Source organism: Cellulosimicrobium cellulans (genome assembly GCF_024124905.1).
GTDB classification, from domain to species: Bacteria; Actinomycetota; Actinomycetes; order Actinomycetales; family Cellulomonadaceae; genus Cellulosimicrobium; species Cellulosimicrobium cellulans_G.
This window is the reverse complement of the sequence record NZ_JAMXST010000003.1, coordinates 301577-318664: the sequence shown is the minus strand read 5'-3', so window position 1 is coordinate 318664 and position 17088 is coordinate 301577. Positions and strand designations below refer to the sequence as shown.

The 17088-nt window shown below is 73.1% G+C and carries 15 protein-coding genes; 7 read left to right on the top strand and 8 right to left on the bottom strand.

Going from position 1 to position 17088, the window contains the following annotated elements; genetic code table 11:
• Nucleotide 1 precedes the first annotated feature (1 nt).
• Together NHH00_RS10145 and NHH00_RS10140 are read right to left on the bottom strand one after the other, a co-directional pair.
• Entirely contained in the window at nt 2-958 is a 957-nt protein-coding gene (locus tag NHH00_RS10145; RefSeq protein ID WP_064316380.1) for an ABC transporter permease, read from the bottom strand.
• 150 nt (nt 959-1108) lie between these two features.
• Nucleotides 1109-2710 carry an ABC transporter substrate-binding protein gene (locus tag NHH00_RS10140; RefSeq protein ID WP_253051726.1) on the bottom strand — a complete coding sequence of 534 codons (1602 nt, stop codon included), beginning with the start codon at nt 2708-2710 and terminating at the stop codon, nt 1109-1111.
• 100 nt (nt 2711-2810) lie between these two features.
• On the opposite strand from NHH00_RS10140, the gene NHH00_RS10135 reads away from it, so the two are divergent.
• The 6 genes from NHH00_RS10135 to NHH00_RS10110 all read left to right on the top strand — a co-directional run bounded on the left by NHH00_RS10135 (nt 2811) and on the right by NHH00_RS10110 (nt 9926).
• Nucleotides 2811-3566 (top strand): FadR/GntR family transcriptional regulator, encoded by a 756-nt coding sequence (locus NHH00_RS10135; RefSeq protein WP_253051725.1) that lies wholly within the window; start codon nt 2811-2813, stop codon nt 3564-3566.
• Nucleotides 3563-4624, top strand: a complete 1062-nt coding sequence (locus NHH00_RS10130) for a Gfo/Idh/MocA family protein (RefSeq protein ID WP_253051724.1) — start codon at nt 3563-3565, stop codon at nt 4622-4624. The genes NHH00_RS10135 and NHH00_RS10130 overlap by 4 nt, the downstream gene beginning before the upstream one ends.
• On the top strand, nt 4621-5703 hold the full coding sequence (locus NHH00_RS10125) for a Gfo/Idh/MocA family protein (RefSeq protein WP_253051723.1): 1083 nt from the start codon (nt 4621-4623) through the stop codon (nt 5701-5703). Before NHH00_RS10130 ends, NHH00_RS10125 begins: the two co-directional genes overlap by 4 nt.
• The gene (nagB, locus tag NHH00_RS10120; RefSeq protein ID WP_253051722.1) at nt 5703-6485 is read left to right on the top strand and encodes a glucosamine-6-phosphate deaminase; all 783 of its coding nucleotides are present in this window, start codon (nt 5703-5705) and stop codon (nt 6483-6485) included. The genes NHH00_RS10125 and nagB overlap by 1 nt, the downstream gene beginning before the upstream one ends.
• 339 nt (nt 6486-6824) lie before the next feature.
• A complete protein-coding gene (locus NHH00_RS10115; RefSeq protein WP_253051721.1) occupies nt 6825-7496 on the top strand; it encodes a peptidase in 672 nt (223 codons plus the stop codon).
• Between the two features lie 216 nt (nt 7497-7712).
• Nucleotides 7713-9926, top strand: a complete 2214-nt coding sequence (locus NHH00_RS10110; RefSeq protein WP_253051720.1) for a sialidase family protein — start codon at nt 7713-7715, stop codon at nt 9924-9926.
• 46 nt (nt 9927-9972) lie between these two features.
• Here the strand turns inward: NHH00_RS10110 and NHH00_RS10105 are convergent, their stop codons facing one another.
• From NHH00_RS10105 to NHH00_RS10080, 6 genes are all read right to left on the bottom strand, one after another.
• Nucleotides 9973-10626 (bottom strand): YrhK family protein, encoded by a 654-nt coding sequence (locus NHH00_RS10105; RefSeq protein WP_253051719.1) that lies wholly within the window; start codon nt 10624-10626, stop codon nt 9973-9975.
• A gap of 5 nt (nt 10627-10631) precedes the next feature.
• Nucleotides 10632-12002, bottom strand: coding sequence for a glutamate decarboxylase (locus NHH00_RS10100; protein ID WP_253051718.1), 1371 nt, complete (start codon nt 12000-12002; stop codon nt 10632-10634).
• Nucleotides 12003-12060: 58 nt separating this feature from the next.
• Nucleotides 12061-12438, bottom strand: a complete 378-nt coding sequence (locus tag NHH00_RS10095; RefSeq protein WP_253051717.1) for an SHOCT domain-containing protein — start codon at nt 12436-12438, stop codon at nt 12061-12063.
• A 32-nt stretch (nt 12439-12470) separates the two neighbouring features.
• Nucleotides 12471-12791: an SHOCT domain-containing protein gene (locus tag NHH00_RS10090; RefSeq protein ID WP_253051716.1), complete on the bottom strand. Its 321-nt coding sequence runs from the start codon at nt 12789-12791 to the stop codon at nt 12471-12473.
• Nucleotides 12792-12815: 24 nt separating this feature from the next.
• Nucleotides 12816-13292: a DUF6325 family protein gene (locus tag NHH00_RS10085; protein WP_253051715.1), complete on the bottom strand. Its 477-nt coding sequence runs from the start codon at nt 13290-13292 to the stop codon at nt 12816-12818.
• Nucleotides 13293-13416: 124 nt separating this feature from the next.
• Nucleotides 13417-15783 carry an arylsulfatase gene (locus NHH00_RS10080; protein WP_253051714.1) on the bottom strand — a complete coding sequence of 789 codons (2367 nt, stop codon included), beginning with the start codon at nt 15781-15783 and terminating at the stop codon, nt 13417-13419.
• Between the two features lie 129 nt (nt 15784-15912).
• On the opposite strand from NHH00_RS10080, the gene NHH00_RS10075 reads away from it, so the two are divergent.
• Nucleotides 15913-17085 (top strand): epoxide hydrolase family protein, encoded by a 1173-nt coding sequence (locus NHH00_RS10075; RefSeq protein ID WP_253051713.1) that lies wholly within the window; start codon nt 15913-15915, stop codon nt 17083-17085.
• The last annotated feature ends 3 nt before the right edge of the window (nt 17086-17088 follow it).

The window sequence follows — 17088 nt, the reverse complement described above, 5'->3', positions numbered from 1 at the left end:
GTCACACCGTCCTGATCCGCGGGTTGACGAGCACGTAGAGCATGTCGACCACGATGTTGATGAGCACGAAGGCGAGCGCCACGGTGAGGGTCACGCCCTGCACGAGGTTGGGCTCGTTGTTGGTGACGCCGTTGAGGATGAGCGTGCCCATGCCGGGCAGCGCGAAGATGATCTCGATGACGACGGCGCCGCCGATGAGGTAGCCGACGCGCAGGCCGAGCACCGTGATCGGCGTGATGAGCGCGTTGCGCAGCACGTTGCGCCCGACGACGACGTGCCGCGGGATGCCCGCGCCGATCGCGGTGCGGACGTAGTCCTTGTCGAGCTCCTCCACGACCGACGTGCGCACGACGCGCGTGAGCTGGCCGACGACGGGGATCGCGAGCGCGATCGCGGGCAGAGCCATGCGGGCGAGGTAGCCGCCGAGGTCCTCGGACGGGTCCGGCAACGGTCCGCTCGCGGGGAGCCACCCGGCCCCGAGCGTGACGACCTGGATGAGCAGCACGGCGAGCCAGAACGACGGCGTCGCGAGCGACGCGACGGACACGACGCGGATCGCCTTGTCCGGCCAGCGGTCGCGGTAGAGCGCCGCGAGGATGCCCATGACGAGGGCGAGCACCACGGCGATGACGAGGCCCATGAGCGTGAGCTGGAGCGTGATGGGCAGGGCGCGCGCGACCTCGTCGGCGACGGGCACCTGGCGTGCGCTGAACGTGCCGAGGTCGCCGTGCAGCAGGCCGCCGAGGAACGCGACGTACCGGACGAGGAGCGGGTCGTTCAGGCCGTTGGCCTCGCGGTACGCCTCGCGCGCCTCGACGGACGCGCCCTCGCCGAGGGCCTGGATCGCCGGGTCGACCTGCGAGAACGACATCACGAGGAACACGAGGAACGTGATGCCGAGGATCATGATCGGCAGCTGCAGGAGGCGGCGTCCGACGAGTCGCAGCAGTGCGCTCACGGTCGGCCTCCCGGTGCGTCGGGGGTGCGGTGCATGGTCTGTCCGTTCTGGGTGCCGGGCGGGTACCGGTCCCCTCGCCCCGAGGGGGACGGGCGAGGGGACCGGCGAGACGGCCGGAGCCGGTCGGCGCCGAGGGCTACGGGCCCGCGGCTACTTGACGAGGCCGGCGTCGAGGAACGACAGGCCGGTGATCGGCAGGGGCGAGAACCCGGAGAGCGTGGAGCCGTCCCACGCGGTCGGGAGCTGGCGGTGCAGCAGCGGGTAGAGCGGCACCTCGTCGGAGATCAGGTCGAACGCCTGGTTCCACAGCTCCTGCTGCTCGTCGCCGGACGTGCGCACGGCGGCGTCGAGGATCGACTGGAGCTCGGCGAACTTCGGGTCGTCGTTCCAGCGGTAGCGCGACTGCGACCACACGTTGTCGCCGTACCACCAGCGCATGAGCAGGTCGGGGTCGTTGCCGAACACCGACGGGTCGCCCGGCGCGACCATGACCTGCAGGTCGCCGTTGTCGACCTTGGTGTACTGGCCGCCGGACTGGCCGATGTCGAGCGTCGTGTCGACGCCGATCGCGTCGAGGTTCTCCTTGATGAGCGGGGCGATGTCCGCGACCCAGCCGGTGTCGGTCGTCATGAGGGTGATCGACAGGTCGCTCACCCCGGCCTCGGCGAGCAGCGCCTTGGCCTTGTCCGGGTCGTAGGAGTAGACCGTGGACGCCTCGTGGAAGTTGGGGTGGCTCTGCGGGAGGAAGCTCGTGGCCGCCGCGCCGTTGCCGAGCAGGCCGTTGTCGATGATCTTGTCCATGTCGAGCGCGTAGAAGAACGCCTGGCGCACGCGGACGTCGTCGAACGGGGGCAGGTCCGTGTTGAACATCATGAAGAGCGTGCCGAACGACTGGACGGACTCGACGTCCACGGTGCCCTCGAGCGTCGGGACGTCGATGTAGGGGACGTCCTCGATCGCGCTGACGGTGCCGGAGCTCATCGCGGTGACGCGTGCGGCGGGGTCGGAGAGCAGGTTCCACACGAGGCCGGCCGCCAGCGCGGGGCGGGTGCCCGTGTAGCCGTCGAAGCGCTCGAACGTGATCTTGTCGTCGGGCGTGGCCTGGGTCATCTTGAACGGTCCGGTGCCGACGGGCAGCGCGTTGAACGCCTCGTAGTCGGACTCGACGAGGGCCTTCGGGACGATCTTGACGACCGAGAGGCGCTCGGGCACGAGGCTGAAGGGGTACTTGAGGTTGATCGAGACCGTGTCGTCGTCGACGGGGGTGACGGACTCGAGGAAGTCGATGAAGCCGGCGTAGAGCGACTCGTTGGCCGGGTCGAGCACGCGGTCGAAGCTGTAGACGACGTCGTCGACGGTGACGGGCGTGCCGTCGTGGAAGACCGCGCCCTCGCGGAGGTCCACCTCGTAGTGCGTCTCGTCGACCGGGGCGGGGAGGTCGGTGCCGAGCGCGGGGTAGACCTCGCGCGTCGCGGGGTCGAGCTCGGTGAGTCCCTCGAACACGTGCCAGTTGGCCGCTACTGTCACGGCACCGGTGGTGATCATCGGGTCGAAGCCACCGGAGAGGGAGTACGAGATGCCCGCCTCGATCACGGCGTCGGGGTCGATCTCGCCCTGGGCGGCGCTGCCCTCGGTCGGGTCGTCCTGCGCAGCGCCCCCACCGGAGCACGCCGCGAGGCCGAGCGCGAGCACGACGCCCGCGGCGACCGCAGCGACTCCCCTGCGGGGAGGTGAGCTGACGTGAAGCTTCATTGGTTCTCCTGACATGAGACCGACATCGTTCCGGAGAGAAGATGTCTGATGTCTGACGTTGTGTAGCATGACACTAGGACCAGAAACCGAAGGGGTCAAGATGGCGACACCACGGCGCAGGAGCTTCAGCACGCTCGACGCGTCCCGCGACGGCGGACCCGGCGCGACCGCTCCCCGGCGCACCACCACCGCCGACCGGATCAAGGACTTCATCCTCGGCGAGGGGCTGCGCCCCGGGGACCCGCTGCCGACCGAGGCGGAGCTCTGCGAGCACCTGGGCGTGTCCCGGTCGAGCGTGCGCGAGGCGATCCGCACCCTGTCGACGCTCGACATCGTCGAGGTCCGGCACGGGCACGGCACGTTCGTCGGCAACATGTCCCTGGACGCGCTCGTCGAGGCGCTCGTGTTCCGCGGGGTGCTCTCCCCCGGCGACGACCTGCGGGCGCTGCGCGACGTCGTCGAGATCCGCCAGGCGCTCGACCTCGCCATGGCGGACGTCATCGTCGCCAGCCTGGCCGGGACCTCGAACCCCGAGCTGCACGCCCTCGTGGACGAGATGGTGGCCGCCGCGGCCGACGGGCTGAGCTTCCCCAAACAGGACCGCGCGTTCCACACGGGCCTGCTCGCGCGCCTCGACAACTCGCTCGTCGGCCAGCTCGTCGCCGCGTTCTGGGACGTCCACACCGCCGTGGTGCCCAAGCTCGGCATCTCCGTCGCGGCCGACCTCGACCAGACCGCCCGCGCGCACGGCGAGATGCTCGACGCCGCCGAGGCCGGCGACGTCGAGGCGTTCCGCGCCGCGGTCGTCTCGCACTACGAGCCGATCGACCGCGCGCTCGGGGTGACCACGGCGTGAGACCCGCACCCGCCCGTGCCCAGGCGCCCGCACGCCCGCCCGTCGGCGTCGCCGTCGTCGGCATCGGCGCGTTCGCGCGCGAGCACGTCGCCGCGCTCGCCGGGCTGCCCCGCGCGGACGTGCGGTGGGTCGTGGGGCACGACCTCGCGCGGGCCCGGGCGCTCGCCGCGCTCGTGCCCGGCGCCCGCGCCACGACGTCCCTCGACGAGGCGCTCGACGACGACGCCGTCCACGCGGTCGACGTCGTCACCGCGACACCCGCCCACGCGCGCGACACGGTCGCGGCCGGCGAGGCGGGCAAGCACGTCCAGGTCGAGAAGCCGGCGGCGCTGTCGCTGCCCGACCTCGACGCCATGGTCGCGGCGACCGAGGGCCGGGGCACGACGCTCGTCGTCGGGCAGACCGTGCGCTTCCAGCCTGCCGTGACGGCGCTCGCCGCCGCGGCCCACCGGGGCGAGATCGGCACCCCGCGGCTCGCGCACGTCTCCTGGTACACGGGGCACGCGTGGCCCGCCGGGTGGCGCGGCTGGCAGCTCGACCCCGAGCTGTCGGGCGGTCACCCCGTGCACAACGGCACCCACATCATGGACCTCGCGACGTGGCTGCTCGACGACGAGCCGGTCGAGGTCTTCGCGCGCGGCTTCCGCACGTTCTCGCCCGAGATGGAGTCGCCCGACTCGTTCCACGTGCAGCTCCGCACGGCGTCGGGCGCGCTCGCCACGCTCGAGCTCTGCTACGCGCTGCGCCGCCGCGGCGAGCTCGTGCGCCGGGTCGTGCTCGTGGGGACCGAGGGGACGCTCGCGCACTCGACCACCGAAGAGGACGGCCTGCACTCCGACGCCACGACCGCCCCGCCCGTCTCCGTCGAGGGCGCGCTGGGGATCCAGCTCGCGCACTGGCTCGACGTGGTGCACGGCGACGCGGCGCCCGTCGTCACGACGCCGCAGGTGCGGGCCGCGCTCGCGACCGCGCTCGCCGCGCAGCGCTCGCTCGTCTCCGGGCGGCGCGAGCGCGTCGCCGACGTGCCCGGCTACGCGACCACGGGGGTGGCCGCATGAGCACGACCCTGCGCGTCGCGTTCGCGTCGGCCGTGCGCCACGCGGCCGACTACCTGCGCATCCTCGCCGCCGACGACCGCGTCGAGATCGTCGGCGTCGTCGAGGAGGCGGACGCGCCCGGCTGGGTGCGCGACGACTCGCGCGCCGTCGCCGAGCGCGCCGGGGTGCCGTACGCCGAGGTCGCCGACGTGGCGGCGGTCGCGGAGGCCCTGGGCAGCGCGGTCGACCTCGTCGTCGTGTGCGCCGAGCCGACCCGGCACGCGCGCCTCGCCGCCGCGCTGCTGGAGGCGGGCCTCGACGTGCTCGTCGACAAGCCCGTCGCGACGACGCTCGCCGACGCCGACCGCCTCGTCGCCGTCGCCGCCCGCACGGGGCGCACGTGCGCCGTCGTGAACCGCACGCACGCGCCCGCGCTGCGCCGTCTGCGCGCGTGGGTCGACGCCGGCCACGTGGGCCTGCCGCGCCACCTGGACCTCGAGTTCCTCGCCTCCGGCGCGCACTTCGCGACGTCGGTCGAGCGCCCGGGCCTCGTCGTGGACCGCGCGCTGTCCGGGGGCGGCGAGCTGCTGAACTTCCTCGGCTACTGCGCCGACGCGGCGCACCACCTCACCGGGCTCCGCACGGTCGAGGTGCACGCCTTCGCGGGGTCGCTCTTCCTGGAGCCGCACCGCGAGGCCGGGGTCGAGGACACGGCGGTCGTCACGCTCGAGCTGGAGCGCGGCGTGACCGCGACGATCACCCTCGGGCGCGTCCCGTTCGCGCCCGGCGGGACGCCCACCACGTCGTCGGTGCGGCTGCTCGGGTCGCACGGCCACGCCGTCGCGGACGACGACGCCCCCGCCGTCGCGCGGTTCGGCGCGGACGGGCGCACGACGGTCGCCGCCGACGCGGGCCAGGTCGCCGCGGCGGCGTACCTGCGGCACGTGGTCGGCGCGGTCCTCGCCGGGGAGCGGCCCGACTACGGGATCGAGGAGGCGCGCGCGTCGCTCGCCGTGATCGACGCGGCGTACCGCTCGGTCGAGACGGGCGACGTGGTCGCGGTGGAGCACCGGACGGTGCCCGAGGAGGCGAGGGTCTGATGGAGGTCGTGATCGCTCCGGCGGAGCGGTTGGCGGTGCTGGCTGCGGACGCGATCGAGAAGGTGGTGCGGTCGCGGCCGGAGTCGGTGCTGGGGCTGGCGACGGGTTCGTCGCCGCTGAAGGTGTACGACGAGCTGGCGCGGCGCCATCGTGAGGGCGGGTTGTCGTTCGCGGGTGTCAAGGCGTTCATGCTGGACGAGTACGTGGGCCTGCCGGTGGAGCATCCGGAGCGGTACCGGAACGTGATCGAGACGGAGATCGCCTCGCGGGTGGACTTCGCCCCGGGCGCGGTCCAGGGTCCGGACGGCAACGCCGAGGACCTGGTCGCGGCGTGCGCGGCGTACGAGGAGGCGATCGCGGGGGCCGGGGGCGTGGACCTGCAGATCCTGGGGATCGGGACGGACGGGCACATCGCGTTCAACGAGCCGGGGTCGTCGCTGGCGTCGCGGACGCGGATCAAGACGTTGACGGCGCAGACGCGCGAGGACAACGCGCGGTTCTTCGGGGACGACGTGGAGCGGGTGCCGCGGCACTGTCTGACGCAGGGGCTGGCGACGATCATGTCGGCGCGGCACCTGGTGCTGCTGGCGTCGGGCAAGGGCAAGGCGGAGGCGGTGCACCAGCTCGTGGAGGGCCCGATCTCGGCGTTGTGGCCCGCGACGATCATGCAGATGCACCCGCACGCGACGGTCCTGGTCGACGACGCGGCGGCCTCGCGCCTGCAGCTCGGGGACTACTACCGCCAGACGTACGCGTCCAAGCCGGACTGGCAGGGCCTGTAGACCCTCCGCCGGGCGCCGAGAACGACGCCGCTCGCCGTCGAGCACGACGTTGCTGTCGCTTTCGCCCTGATAACGACACCAGTGTCGTTCTCGGCACCGGACATTCACCCGGCATCGAACTGGACGTCTGTCCAGTTGCCTGTCTAGCGTGGGGGACAGCCGGTGCCCGTACGCTCAGCCCCCTGCCAGTGCGGGCACCGGCGATCACGGCGGTGCCGCCTCACGCGTCCGACACGCCCGCGCCCTTGCCACCCCGAACCGCCGGTCCGGCGGTGGCACGGTCGCGCCCCAGGACGGTACCCGTCGCGCTCGACCGACCACGACCCGACGGGAACCACCATGAGCACCACGACCGGACGCCGCACCCTGGTGCGGGCCACCACCGCCGCCCTCGCCGCCTCCGCCGCGCTCCTCGCCGGCCCGGCCGCCCACGCCGCGGAGGGCGACACCTACGTGCCGTCCCAGCCGTCGATGCGCCTCACGACCCTCGTCTCGGCGTGCGAGGACGACGCCGCGTACCTCGACTACGCGATCGAGGTCGAGGGCACCGACCACGACACCGTCACGGTCACCTGGATCAACCCCGACGGCGAGAGCGTCGTCACGTCCGGGCTGCCGCTCCAGGGCCGCCTGCTGTGGCCGGGCTCCGTCGTCGATGACCAGGGCAAGGGCGTCGACTGGCCGGGGTGGCGCCTCGAGGACGGCGAGTGGGTCGAGGGCGACGAGTACGACTGGGTGCGCCCCGCCGTCGACGTGAGCTTCGAGGTCAACCCGCACGTCCTGGTGACCACGGTCTACCCGCCCTCGTCGCCCGACTGCGCGACGAACCCGCCCGGGCACGACGACCCGGTCGAGGTCGTCCCCGTCTCGAACGAGGTGAGCGCGTCCGCGTCGAACCCGAGCCTGGCGGAGACCGGCGCGACGGTGGGGCTGTACGCGGCCCTCGCCGCCGGCCTCGCCGCGGTGGGCGCCGCCATCGTGCTCCTGTCGCGCCGCGCGCGCCGAGGCTGAGACCCCCGCACCACCACCCCGCGACGCCCGCCGGACGCAGACCCCTGCGACCGGCGGGCGTCGTGCTGCGTCACGACCCCTCCCCTTGACCCGCGCGCCCCCTCGGGCTACCTTCCTGACGTCAGACATCTGACGTCATCTGTTCAAGCGTCCTCGGCAGCGTCGCCGCGTTCCACGTCGTCCCCGTCGCGCCGAGCACCGACCGGAAGGAACGGCATGATCGGACACCTCCGCAGACCCGCGCGCCGCGCGCTGACCCTCGCCACCGCGCTCGCGCTGGGCGTGGGCGGTGCCGTCGTCCCCGTCACGACGGCGGCCGCGCACCACGCCACCCTCGCGCCGGACCACGACCTCGCTCCCGCGACGGGCGGCCCGGGCACGTACACCGAGCAGCAGCTCGCGACGAACGGCCAGGGCGGCTTCCCCAACTACCGGATCCCGGCGCTCACCGTCGCACCCAACGGCGACGTCCTCGCCTCCTACGACGGCCGCCCCACCGCGGCCGACTCCCCCGGGCCGAACTCGATCCTCCAGCGCCGGTCCACCGACGCGGGCGTCACGTGGGGCCCGCAGGAGGTCGTCGCGGCCGGGAAGACCACCGCGCCGATCGAGGGCTACTCGGACCCGAGCTACGTCGTCGACCGCGAGACCGGGACCGTCTTCAACTTCCACGTGAAGTCGTACGACCAGGGCTTCGGCGGCTCCCAGCCGGGGGTCGACCCGAGCGCCCGCGACGTCATCCACGCGAACGTGTCCGCCTCGACCGACGACGGTCGCACGTGGACCCACCGCACCATCACGGCCGACGTCACGGCCGACCTGGGCTGGCGCTCGCGCTTCGCCGCCTCGGGCCAGGGCATCCAGCTCCGCTACGGCGAGCACGCGGGGCGCCTGCTCCAGCAGTACACGATCATCAACGGCTCGGGGCAGTTCCAGGCCGTGTCCGTGTACTCCGACGACCACGGCGCGACGTGGCAGGTCGGGACCCCCGTCGGCACCGGCATGGACGAGAACAAGACGGTCGAGCTCTCGGACGGGCGCGTCATGCTCAACTCGCGCGACTCGGCGCGCTCGGGCTTCCGCAAGGTGGCCTACTCGACCGACGGCGGCGTGACCTACGGCGCGGTGACCCTCGACCGCGAGCTGCCCGACCCGACGAACAACGCGGCGATCGTGCGGGCGTACCCGAACGCGCCGCAGGGCTCCGCCGAGGCCAAGGTGCTCCTCTTCTCCAACGCCGCCTCGCAGTCCGGTCGCGTCAACGGCACGGTCCGCGTCAGCTACGACGACGGCGAGACCTGGCCCGTCGCACGGGTCTTCCAGCCGGGAGGCATGGCGTACTCCACCCTCGCGACGCTTCCCGACGGCACGGTCGGCCTGCTCTACGAGCCCGACGGCGGCGGCGGGGGCATCCGGTTCGCCAAGCTCGACCACGACTGGCTCCTCGCCGCGCCGAGCAGCACGCCGGGCGACATCGAGGTGACGCGAGCGAGCGTGACGAGCACGGCTCCCGCGGGCGGGTACGGCGTCGGCGACGTCGTCACGTACTCGTTCACGGTCACGAACCTGTCCGACGCCGTCACGACGGTCTCCCCGACCGGGGACCTCGAGCGGTTCGACCCGGCCCAGGGCGCGCCGAACTGCCGCTTCCGCGACCTCGCCGCGCGCGCCGCGTACACGTGCACGTCCGCGCGGCACACGGTCACGCGGGCCGACCTCGACGCCGGGTTCTTCGCGCCGCGCACGACCTGGACGTCGACCTCCGGCGCGACCGTCACCACGGTCGAGCACGACGGCCCGGCCGTCTACTTCGGGGCGCCCGGGAACATCTCGGTCCAGGGGGTGCACGCGAACCCGCAGGAGACGTACGCCGTCGGCGACGTCCTGCGGTTCACGTACACGGTCCGCAACCTCTCCACGACGGCGACCTCGGTGGTCCCCACGGGCAACCTCGCCGGTCTCGACCCCGCTACCGCGGCCCAGAACTGCCGCTACCGCACCCTGCCGGCCGAGGGGTCGTACACGTGCACGTTCGCGCACCACGTGGTGACCCAGGGCGACCTCGACCGCGGGTCGTTCACGCCCGACACGACGTGGACGTCGACGGCGGGGTCGAGCGTGACCGTCGTCGAGCTCGACGGTCCGACGGTCGAGCTCGGCAGCGCGGTCCCGCTCGACGTCCGGGCGACGAGCCGGTGCCTCGCGGGCCGGGCGTACGTCGCCGTCACCGCGCGCAACACCGGGGACGCCCCCGCCGACGTCACCCTGCGCACGCCGTACGGCGAGCGCACGGTCGCGGGCGTGGCCCCGGGCGGCTCGGCGTACCAGTCGTTCGCGGTGCGCACGGCCTCGGTCGACGCGGGGACCGCGAGCGCCGCGACCGGGCCCGGTTCGGTCGAGGCCGCCTACGCGGCGACGACCTGCGCCTGACCCGCGAGCGCTGCGCACCCGGTCGAGCGACGCACCCCGACGTGCGTCACACGACCGGGTGCGCGGCGCTCGGCGCCGGCACGTCGACCGTCCGCCGCGACAGCAGCGCCGCGACGAGGAAGCACACCGCCCCGACGAGCGTGCCCGCGTCGTCCCACCACTCGCTCACGTAGGTGCCCGTGGCCGGGGAGACGTACGCCCCGACCGCCGACGCGCCGAACGCGACGGACCCGACCAGGTTGAGCCACGTGCCGTGCCAGGTGCGGGCGTCGCGGTCCCACAGGTGCCCGCGGTCGCGCGTCGCGACGACGGCGAACGCCGAGGAGACGAGGAACGCGACGGACCCGTAGGCGTCGGGCTTCCAGCCCACGCCCAGCCGCGTCGGGTCGTGGACCGCCGCCACGAGCGCCGCGGTCGTGCTCACGTTGAAGCAGAGCGTGCCGACGAGCTGGACGGCCGCCGCCCACCAGTCCCACCGGTCGGCCGGGTGGGTCCCGGCACGCGGCGGACGCCGCCCGCTCAGGCCGAGCTGCACGAACGCGGCGGCGGTGAAGAACACCGCGCCGACGACGAACGTGACGTTCGTGGCCACCGCGCCGACGGCGTCGGCGTAGGGCGGGAGCGCCCCGACGAGGAAGCACAGCGAGCCGACCGCGAACCCCCACGCCTCGCGCCGCAGACGACGCTCCCGCCGGTCCACGACCGTCAGTGGTGGAAGCCCGAGCGTCGGCCCTCGGCGGGCATGGGCGACGTGAGCCCGTCGAGCCACGCCGTCTCGACCCGGATGTCCTCCAGCAGGTCGTCCGCGAGGTCGCGGCTCACGCCGTTGCGCACGACGATCCGCTGCACGGTGAGGTCGGCGAGGTCGTCGGGCATCGGGTAGGCGGGAACGAGCCATCCCTTCATGCGCAGCCGGTCCGAGAGGTGGTAGAGGTCCCAGTTCTCCGTGTGGCCCGGCCTGAGACGCCAGGCGAACACGGGGATGTCGGACCCGTCGTTCCACAGGTCGAACGCGCCGATGCCCTCGATCCCGTGCGCGAGGTACTTCGCGACGTCCTGGCACTCCTGCTGGATCGCGGTGTACCCCTCCCGCCCGAGCCGCAGGAACTGGTAGTACTGCAGTAGGACCTGGGCGCCGGGCCGGGAGAAGTTGAGCGCGAGGGTCGGCATGTCCCCGCCGAGGTAGCTCACGCGGAAGACCAGCTCCTCGGGCAGGGCGTCGAGCGTGCGCCACACGACCCAGCCGACGCCGGGGTACACGAGGCCGTACTTGTGGCCCGACGTGCTGATCGAGTGCACGCGCTCCAGGCGGAAGTCCCACACGACGTCCGGCTGCAGGAACGGCGCGATCATGGCGCCCGACGCCCCGTCCACGTGGATCGGGACGTCGAGACCGGTCCGCTCCTGGAGCGCGTCGAGCGCCGCCGCGATCTCCTGCACGGGCTCGTACATGCCCGTGTAGGTGACGCCCATGATCGCGACGACGCCGATCGTGTTCTCGTCGACGTACTGCTCGAGAGCGCTGCCGTCGAGGCACGGGTGCTCCTCGGTGATGGGCACGTAGCGCGCCTCGACCTCGAAGTAGTTGCAGAACTTCTCCCAGCACACCTGCACGGCCGAGCTCATGACGAGGTTCGGCCGGTCCGCCGGCTTCCCCGCGGCCCGTCGCGCGAGCTGCCACCGCCGCTTGAGCGCGAGGCCTCCGAGCATGCACGCCTCGGACGACCCGATGGTCGACGTGCCGATGCAGTCCCGCACGTCCGGCACGTTCCACAGCGACCCGAGGATGCGCCAGCAGTTCTCCTCGACCGCAGCCGTGCGCGGGTACTCGTCCTTGTCGACCATGTTCTTGTCGTAGACCTCGGCGTAGAGGCGGTCCGCCTCGTCGCCCATCCACGTCGCGACGAACGTCGCGAGGTTGAGGCGCGAGTTGCCGTCCAGCATCACCTCGTCGTGGACCACCTGGTAGGCGGACGTCGGCTCCATCTCGGCGTCCGGCAGGGTGAAGCGTGGCGCCACCGCCCGCACGCCGGGTCGCGTGTAGGTCGGGCGCAGGACGTGCTGCTCGTCGGTCATGCTGGTTCCTCCCGACACGCCGGGTTCCGGCTCGTTCGATGGTCCTGGCGAGGTCGCGTCAGGCGAGGGCCTTGGCCTTGAGAGCGGAGAACTCCCGCTCGTCGATCGCACCCGCGTCGAGCAGCGCCTTCGCGTCCGCGATCTGCGACGACGGGGACGAGCCCGCGACGCCGCGGATGTACGCGTCGGTCGCCGCCTGGGCGCTCGCGACGCTCTGCGCGTGCCGCTCGCCCATGCCCTTGCCGCGCGCGATCAGGTAGACGAGCGCCGACAGGAACGGCACGACGATCAGCGCGAGCAGCCACACCGCCTTCCACCACCCGCTCAGGTGCCGGTCGCGGAACAGGTCCGCGACGATCTGGAAGAGGATCACCAGATACATGACGAAGAAGAACCACCACACCATGAGCCAGAACCAGTCCCAGAACGTGTCCATGTCCGTGCCTTTCGTGTCGGGGTCGTCCTCGCTCAGTCCGCGAGGATGCGTGCTTTCTGCGCCTCGAACTCCGCGGGGCTGAGCACCCCCTGGTCCCGCAGCGCGGCGAGCTGCGTGAGCTGCGCGATGCGCGCGTCCATGTCCGGCGCCGCCGCGGGCTCGGGGGCAGGCGGCGGCGCGTAGGCCGGCTGCGGGGCCGCGTACTGCTGCGGGGGCGGCGCGTACTGCGGCTCCTGCGCGGCCTCCTGCGCGGCCCAGCGCCCCGCCTGGCGACGGGAGACACGGTTGGAGACGGCGGTCGCGGTTCCGGCGACGACGGCGGTGCGCGCGACACCGCGGATCAGTCCAGGCACGGGGTCCTCCTTCGGGCGGCCGGATCAGGCGTCCGGCTCGGTGGCGTCCAGCGACGCGATGAGCGCCTGGACCGGGATGCGCCCGCTCGCGACGAGCTGGGCGCCGTTGCGGCGCAGGGCGGTCGCGAAGGGCGCCGCCCAGACGTTCTCGTAGACCAGCACGACGGCCGTCATGCCGGGCTCGACGGCGCTCGCGGCCTCGTCGAGGTCGTCGTCGCCGAGCAGGCCCGACCGAGCGCCCTCGAACACCGCGAGCTCGGTCGACCCGTCGTCGAGCTCCTCGAGGCCGAGGCCGACGACGCTCCCGTCGTCCTCCCGGCGCACGACCACGAGGTCGAGCACCCGGATGATCCCGCGGTCCACGAGGTCGACGAGGTGCGGGAAGGCGGCGTCGCCCGTCGCGCGGTCCGTCGGCAGCTCGATGACCAGGAAGTCGATCGGCCCGCTCTCCTCGAGGTCGCCGAGCTCGCTCCCGACCCCGTCGCTGAGTTCCTGCGTCATCGTCGCGTCCTCTCCGCGTCCGTCCCGCGCGCCGTGCGCGGGTGTGTCCTCAGGCTCGTCGTCGCCGTCGGCCGCGTCCTCACCCAGAACGAGTGAACTCCCGACCGGCCGCGCCGCCCGGCGCCTACCGGTCCGTCCCGTCGGTCGCGGGCAGCAGGTACTCCACGTGCACGGCGTCGATGCGTCCGTCGAGCGCGAACGGCATGCGGTCCGCGTACGCTCGTGACACCGCGCCGCCGTACGCGCGCCCGACGTCGAGGCAGTCGTTCGCGGAGAACAGCAGCGGCGCGCTCACGGGCACCGTGCCCGAGCCGACGTCGGCGCCGTCGACGCGGAGGACGACCTCGAGCGGACCGCCGGGCCGCGGCTCGACGTACGTCGTCACGACCTCCACCGTGTGGTCGCCGGCCGCGAGCGGTGCGCTCGACCGGACGACGGTCCGCTGGATGAGGAACAGGTTGTACTCGTACGTGAGGACGCCGTCGAGGAGGAAGCACGTGAGCCCGCCGCCCGCTCCCCCGAGCTTGTAGAGGACGCCGTTCGCGGCGTCGGGCACGGAGAGCCGGATCTCGACCCGGTTGGGGCGGTTGCCCAGCGCGGGCGCGCAGAACTCCGGGACGCGCACCGTGTCCCCGGACAGGTCCCACTCCGTGTACGGCGGGCTGATCCGGTCCTCGGGGTGCATCGCCGGGACCCACAGGCCGCCGCCCACGGGCAGGACGTCGTTGCGTGCGGCCTCGATCGCGAACAGCTCCTTGAGCTGGGCGAGCTTCTCGGGGTGCTGCGCGGCGAGGTCGTGCGCCTGGCTCCAGTCCTCGTCGAGGTGGTAGAGCTCCCAGGGGTCGTCGTCCGGGGTCCAGGTCCGGATCCCGGCCGGCATCCCCTGCACCCACGGCAGGCGCGGACCGGTCGCCGAGGCCATCCAGCCGTCGGCGTAGATCGACCGGCTGCCCATGATCTCGAAGTACTGCGTCCGACGACGGCCCTCGGCACCGGCGTCGTCGATCGAGTACGCGAAGCTCGTCCCGTCGATCGGGTCCTGCGGGACGCCGTTCACCGTCTCGGGGTGGGAGATGCCGAGGATCTCGTAGATCGTCGGCACGAGGTCGACGACGTGGTGGAACTGCGTGCGCGGCACGGGGTCCGGCTCGATGCGACCGGGCCAGCTCACGAACATCGGGTTGCGCGTGCCGCCCAGGTGGGACGCGAGGAGCTTCATGCCCTGGTACGGCGACGACCCGGCCCACGCCCACGCGGCGTGGTACTGGTTGTCCGTCGCCGGGGTGCCGAGGGCGTCGAGCCCGCCGAGCTCCTCGAGCGCGGCGAGGTGCTGCTCGACCGTCGAGGGGATGCCGTTCTGGGCCAGCAGCTCGCTGATCGTCCCGTTCTGCCCCTCGCCCGACGACCCGTTGTCGCCCCAGATGTAGACGACGATCGTGTCGTCCGCGTACCCCAGCCGCTCGACCTCGTCGAGCAGCCGGCCGGCCTGCACGTCCGCGTGCTCGCCGAACCCGGCCGCGACCTCCATGAGCCGCGCCTGGAACGCCTTCTGGTCGTCGGGGATGTCGTCCCACCCGGCGAGACCGTCCGGACGCGGCGTGAGCTCGGCGTCCTCGGGCACCCAGCCCGCCGCCTTCGCGCCCGCGAGCGCCCGCTCCCGGTAGACGTCCCAGCCGTCGTCGAACGCCCCGGCGTACCGGTCCGCCCACTCCTTCATGATGTGGTGCGGCCCGTGCAGCGCGCCGGTCGCCCAGTAGACGAAGAACGGCTTGTCCGGCGCGTTCGCCTTGTGGTCGCGGAGCCAGCGCATCGCGTCGTCGGCGATGTCCTCGCTGAGGTGGTACCCCTCCTCCGGGGTCTTCGGCGGGAGCGTCGGGGTCGTGTTGCGCACCAGGTGCGGCTCGTACTGCGACGCCTCGCCCGCGAGGAAGCCGTAGAAGTACTCGAACCCGTACCCGGTGGGCCAGCGGTCGAACGGGCCGGCCGCCGTCGTCTCCTCCGCCGGGGTGTTGTGCCACTTGCCCCACGCTCCGGTCGCGTAGCCGTACTGGCGCAGCACCTCGGCGATCGTCGCGCTGCTCTTCGGGATGTGCCCGGAGTAGCCGTCCCAGTCGTTCGCGAGCTCCGCGATCTGCCCGTTGCCGACCCGGTGGTGGTTGCGCCCGGTGAGCAGGGACGCGCGCGTCGGGGAGCACATCGCGGTGGTGTGGAACCGGTTGTACCCGATGCCGTTCGCGCGGACCCGGTCGAGCGTCGGGGTGCGCACGGCGCCGCCCAGCGTCGTCGGGAGCGCGGGCCCGGCGTCGTCGATGAGGATCACGACGACGTTCGGGGCGTCCGCGGGCAGGTGCCGCTCGGGCGGGCGCGGAGAGTACGTGGACTCCTGGATCGTGCGTCCGGCGACGCTGCCGGACCGACGGGGCGGGAACGGCAGCGATCGCTCGGCGGGCAGCGGCGGTCCGACGACCGTACGGCGGGGCTCGTCACTCATCGACTTCTCCTGTCTGTCCAGGACCTCACGGACGGCGCTCTCGACCGTAGGTCCGCCACCACGGGCAGGGCATCACGCAGATCGCGCGAACGACGCTCCCGCGCTCCGGGCCCGGCTAACCTCGGTCGCATGGCGCACCTCGTGACCGACCTGGAGGACTACACCCCGCGGATCTCCGAGGCGGTGGTCGCGGACCTCCGGTCCCGCCTCCGCGCGACCCGGTGGGTCGACGCCCCGGACGGGCTCGGGTGGGACGCCGGCACCGACGTCGCGTACCTGCGCGACCTCGTCGCGTACTGGGCCGACGGCTTCGACTTCGCCGCGCACCAGGCACGGCTCTCCGCGCTCCCGAGCCGGCGCGCCTCGATCGACGGCACCCGCGTCCACCTCCTCCACGCGCTCGCGAGCCCGCGTCCTGGCGACCCGTCCCCGCTCCCGCTCCTGCTCGCGCACGGCTGGCCCGACTCGGCGTGGCGGTACCGCAAGGTCGTGCCGCTCCTGACCGACGCGGGCGAACCCGCGGCCCCGGGTGAGGCGGGTCGACGCACCTTCGACCTCGTCGTCCCCGACATGCCCGGCTTCGGGTTCTCCGACGTCCCCTCCGGCCCGGCCCCGGACAACCGGACGGTCGCCGCCCTGTGGGCGGAGCTCATGACCGCCCTCGGCTACGACCGGTTCCTCGTCGCGGGCGGAGACATGGGCAGCCACGTCGCCCGGTTCCTCGCGCTCGACTTCCCCGACCGGGTGATCGCGGTGCACCGCACCGACGCCGGGCTGCCCGTGTTCACGGGCGACCCCGCGTCCCTCACGCCCCAGGAGCGCGACTGGCTGGAGGAGAGCGCGCGGTGGCGCACGGCCGAGGGCGGCTACGCCGCCGTGCAGGCCACCAAGCCGCAGTCGCTCACGGTCGGCCTCACCGACTCCCCCGCCGGTCTCGCGGCGTGGGTCGTCGAGAAGCTGCGGTCGTGGAGCGACTGCGGGGGCGACCTCGAGTCGGTGTACACGCGGGACGAGGTCCTCGACCTCCTCACCGAGCACTGGGCGGCCGCGAACGTCGGGTCCGGCGTCCGCGCCTACCGGGCGAACGCCGCGATCCCCCGCGAGCAGCTCGCCCGCTACGTCGACGTGCCGTCCGGGTTCTCCGTGTTCGCGGGCGACGTCGTCCGGCCCCCGCGTGCGTGGCTCGACCGCGTCGCGCACACCGTGTACGCGACCGAGCCGTCGCGCGGCGGGCACTTCGCCCCGTTCGAGCAGCCCGAGGTCTACGCCCACGAGCTGCGGGCGTTCTTCGGCCGGTTCTAGCCG